At 48.6% G+C, this 4,342-nt stretch carries 4 protein-coding genes; all 4 read right to left on the bottom strand.

Translation table 11 applies throughout. The features are described from left to right. Positions 1-195: 195 nt before the first annotated feature. Positions 196-678: a hypothetical protein gene (locus D8U82_RS25910; RefSeq protein ID WP_241668082.1), complete on the bottom strand. Its 483-nt coding sequence runs from the start codon at positions 676-678 to the stop codon at positions 196-198. 567 nt (positions 679-1,245) lie between these two features. Continuing rightward, positions 1,246-1,977, bottom strand: coding sequence for a hypothetical protein (locus tag D8U82_RS25900; RefSeq protein ID WP_177434167.1), 732 nt, complete (start codon positions 1,975-1,977; stop codon positions 1,246-1,248). A gap of 226 nt (positions 1,978-2,203) precedes the next feature. After that, on the bottom strand, positions 2,204-2,665 hold the full coding sequence (locus D8U82_RS25890) for a hypothetical protein (RefSeq protein WP_016775045.1): 462 nt from the start codon (positions 2,663-2,665) through the stop codon (positions 2,204-2,206). Next, the coding region (locus tag D8U82_RS25885) for a DUF637 domain-containing protein (RefSeq protein WP_206663339.1) at positions 2,665-4,342 on the bottom strand (1,678 nt) is incomplete at its 5' end. The genes D8U82_RS25890 and D8U82_RS25885, both read right to left, overlap by 1 nt.

The following is a 4,342-nucleotide window of genomic DNA, read 5'->3' as shown; positions in this document are numbered from 1 at the left end:
TTCTTGCCGTCCTTGCTATGGGTTTCGACGTTGTGTTCATCTCCGGCCGAGGACAAATAGATGTTGCGACGGCATCGAGCTGCAGGTCACCGCCGCTTTTACGCTCGACGCGAATTTGAAGGTGGCCTGTCCCCGTTTGTCTCTCGAAAGGTGGTCTTTCCCCATTTATCCGGTCCCCATTTATCCGCTTTTCTTTCAATCGTCGGGAATCTCGATATGAAACGAATCTGCATCAATTTTCAAAGACATCCATCCTGGCCCAGGCAAAACGTTTATTTCACCCTCAAGAAAATACTCACTTGCAGACTTATCGACTTTAGGCCCACTAATAAACTCCTCGACAAACTCATTACCTGAGGAACTCTTTCGATCGAGAGAATATTCATAGATAACTTTTCTCAACACACTCACACCAGAAAAGACCAGCCAGCAGTCACCCACATATTCATGCATTGCGTGCAAACCTTCACTCTCGCTCTCGTATCTGACCCATTCACCACCCTCGCTTCGAGCGTGTAACAAACCATTTACAAGACTCCATTCAACATACTCCACATCTCTAGCGGGATCGTAAATGTAATGAACAGGAAAAATACTTTCGCCCTTAGGACACTCATCTTCATCACACTGTACGATCCGAGCGCCATCCGCCGCTGTTACCAACTTCGTTTTTTTCAAGGCTAGGCCTCTTTCGACATAAAGGCGAACTACTCCATTTTCGAGCCCAAAGCCTCCATATACGCAGTCAAATGTGACGAGGGAATCAAACATCGCTGAAACTATCATTTTATTTTCTCTAGAACGATGGTTTTCATACTATGGAGATCAGTAATCTTACTACCGTCTGTGCGTAGGAACGTGTGCCCCGAGAATCGAGCATCTAGACCTCCATCCTGGATAACCCTGACGCCAACCGACTCAAGATCGGCTGCACTTGGTAGTTTTCCATACGTGGGGAAACGGGGACAGACCACGTTTTGGAGTGCGTTGTAAACGTGGCCTGTCCCTATTTACCCTTGTTCGAAATTTCGCTTCCGAATTTATTTCTCTGTTGAGTATTGAGGAAACGGGGACAGACGATGTTTTCGAGTGCCTTCTATACGTGGTCTGTTCCCTTCCCCCCCCAAGAGTACCCAGCTTTTGCATTCAACGTGGTCTGCACCCATTTATCTCTCAGACGATATCGACAATCAGCGTGGCGACCTGCGCGGAGCTCAGAAGGAGAAAAAATAGCGAAATTCGGTTTTACGAATTATCAAAGTTTGATAAAAGATCATCCAGCACTTGTCGTTTTCCGACAGCGACAACTCCTCTATCAAGATCATCAAATTCACCAATCTTTGCCATTAACAGTCCGTTCCCCTCCGCCACATATTCGAAGAGCATCAGATCTTCCGAAATCTTTCCAGACCAGCCAATGAGTAAGGCTTCTTCCATATCCAAATCTATTGGCACAATGGCTACATAAGAACATCTCTCAGCCAAGAACGCCTGCAGAATTGTCCCATCTGAAAGATCCGATAGGCGAATACCTCCAAAAAACTTTAGCCTCCCATCGCGCTCCATGGTATGCACTATCGAATGACTTCCTTGGGGAACTTCAATTCCCCGTGATTTGAACCCACCCCATAGCCCTAAATATTTGACGATTCTCGAGCCTGGCTGCCAAGCCGAGTTACCCAAAAGCAACCAGGCTGCATATCCCGGCATATTTTCGACAACGCGTTCATGTATGAAGTCGAATATTGTTTCCAATGACTCATGAGGCTTCGACGCAATAAAACTAGCTGCAGACAACTTTAATCTGCATTTTCCGTTACCCTCATTCAGATTGATTGTCTGATTCGAATCAGATACGTCATTTTCTCCCAAAATTTTGATTTTAGTAATGATAATAATTTCCCGCTTCGTCGTTAAAATGCGCCCCGCGATTTTGCGGATCACCTTCCCCGCAATCATGTCCCGCTGTGTCGTCACGAATTCTCACTGTCCGCGTACCGCCACCTGAAGCGGGAACCTCAAACTCATAAATGGCTCCGGGCTGAGGGTTGCCCCGTTTGTCGACACTTTGAATTACTCGGCTAGGCTGCTGAATGGTCGGGGGAAAATGCGGACAGACCACGTTTTGGAGTACTTTTTCAACGTGGCCTGCCCCCATTCATCCACACTCTTCCAATACCGTTTCAACGTAATTTTCCTTCACTTAACCCTTAGCAATCAGGGTTACCTTCCACAACTTACCATCCTCTGAAAACTCCATACGTAGATCGTATGTTGAAAACTGATATTTGCACCACTGCCGGACTTTACCAATCAACATATCAACTTTAGCAGATGCTCCTGCGTCTGCCGTACCCAATACCTGAGTGACATTTTTGGCAGTCCAAGCATGGGCAGCCCGATCAAGCACATATTCGTTATACGGTGAATAGCCTTCATCCTCCTGCACAAAAAAATGAATGTGATTTAATTGTCCCGCACGAAACCCAAGCTCTATCCCAGACTTTATAAACTTGTAATATTTTGTTTTCCCGCCTGGATCATTATAGGCATCAGGAGTCTCTGAAATGACGGGCTTTTCTTCAAAACGTTGCCATAGACCCGTGATGACTGATCCATTCTCATCTTGACCGAGAGCGTGAATAAAGTCAGACCAAGTATTCATTATTTGATAACCCCAATCTCTCGATTTCTTTCCACTATTTTTTTAATTGTCTCATCGACAATTTTTGAATCATAACCTCGATTGCGTAAATTTTCTCGCAATGCGTCTGTATCACGGCACACCGCGCCGCACAGATCAATGGCGTCCTGTTGAACCTGTGCACGGGTATTTTTACCCCCATACGTGGGACCCGCAATGTGGACATCGCGAGGAACCTCCACGGCTGTTGCGTTTTGGTAAAGCGATTTGGCCTCCACCTCTGTAAGGGGACGACCTAATTCAGCTTCTTTTGCCGTACGCAATGCAGCAAAGGAAGGGATGTGGTCGTGCTCTAACCCGTCAGCAACTACTTCTCTTGACTTGAGATTCTTATAGGAGTCAACCTCAAGTTCTTGAACCGGTGCTTTGGACGCTTCGTTTCCTTTTACACCACCCGTACCCTTTACGTCGGCTTCCTTTGTGGCAGTCGTACCTTTCCCGGTTGCCCTACCCGGAAAAATTCCACCCCCCATCTGGATCGCGACAGCACCCAATTTTGCAAAGAAACCACCTTCCTGTAAATTCACGATGGAGGCCATTGACCCAGTGGAGTTTAGATTCCCTCCCTGAACAACTCCTACCCAATAGGCTTCTCCACTTTTGCCTTCACTTCGTAGCGTCGCTATCAGCTTCGAGAACTTTTCGTCATCGTCGGCCAAATCGTGGGAGATTTGACGGCAGGTATCAGGTGCCCCTTTACAAAACTCGTCCAGCTCTAACTCTCTTTGCTTGTCAAGCGCTTCATATTTATCCCTGACAGCAAGCTTTTCCTTATCCGTGGTCTTGCTGTCCATCTCAGCGAGCATCTCTTTCACCTCACGGTGGTAGAGATAGTTATAAGTCGTGGCACTCCCGGCGATGCTGGCTCCCAACTGTGAATTGCCATCAACGAGGGCCGCTGCAAGAACACCCGTGAGTTGGGACAACATCACCTGCAGCTGATCATTGCCAGCGGCGAACTTCACCAGCGTATTCATCGCAGCTTCATTCAGCCCAGCAGCCGCCGCACCGGTAGCAAAATCCCCGCCAGTTACTTCGGAAATCAAACCGCCCATCAGCGCATGCGCGACAACTTTTACTACGCCACCTTCCGGGAACTTGATCGTTTGATCGCCAACGAAATTGAACCCGGTCGCCATCGCGACACTGCCCGCTTCTCCCAGCAACGCGGAACCAAAGTTGTCAGCAAAACTTCCGCCACCAATGGTGGTAGAGATGCCACTGGAAATGAACGCGCGACCCGCAGTTCGGATCGCTACGTCGGTAAAATTACTGCTGGTCAGAATACTTGCGGCTTTGCTGCCCCCCGCTGTAAACCAATTGGCATCGGCATAATCAAGCATGCCTGCGGTGAAGCCAGCGATAGCTGCGTTCTTGAGACTGTCGGCGCTGAATGTTTCCTTGAATGCAGCGCCGAGGTTCCCTTTATTGCTGATCGTGCTTGTCACGCCCGTCGTAGCGAGAGTTGTGGCGAATGCGCCGCCGAAGCCACCGCCGACCAAGCCCAGTCCTGCCGGCCCCATCACAAAAGACATCATGATGGCGATGGCAATTTGCGCCGCTGGCCCGACGCCCGAGTTCTCGTATTTAAACGACTCGTGAATCTCCTTCACGCGCCGCCAATCAACATCTCCCCGA

The organism is Pseudomonas sp. Sample_23 (assembly GCF_004307595.1).
Taxonomy (GTDB): domain Bacteria; phylum Pseudomonadota; class Gammaproteobacteria; order Pseudomonadales; family Pseudomonadaceae; genus Aquipseudomonas; species Aquipseudomonas atacamensis.
Note: the sequence above shows the minus strand (reverse complement) of the source record. Positions and strands in the feature narration are given on the sequence as shown.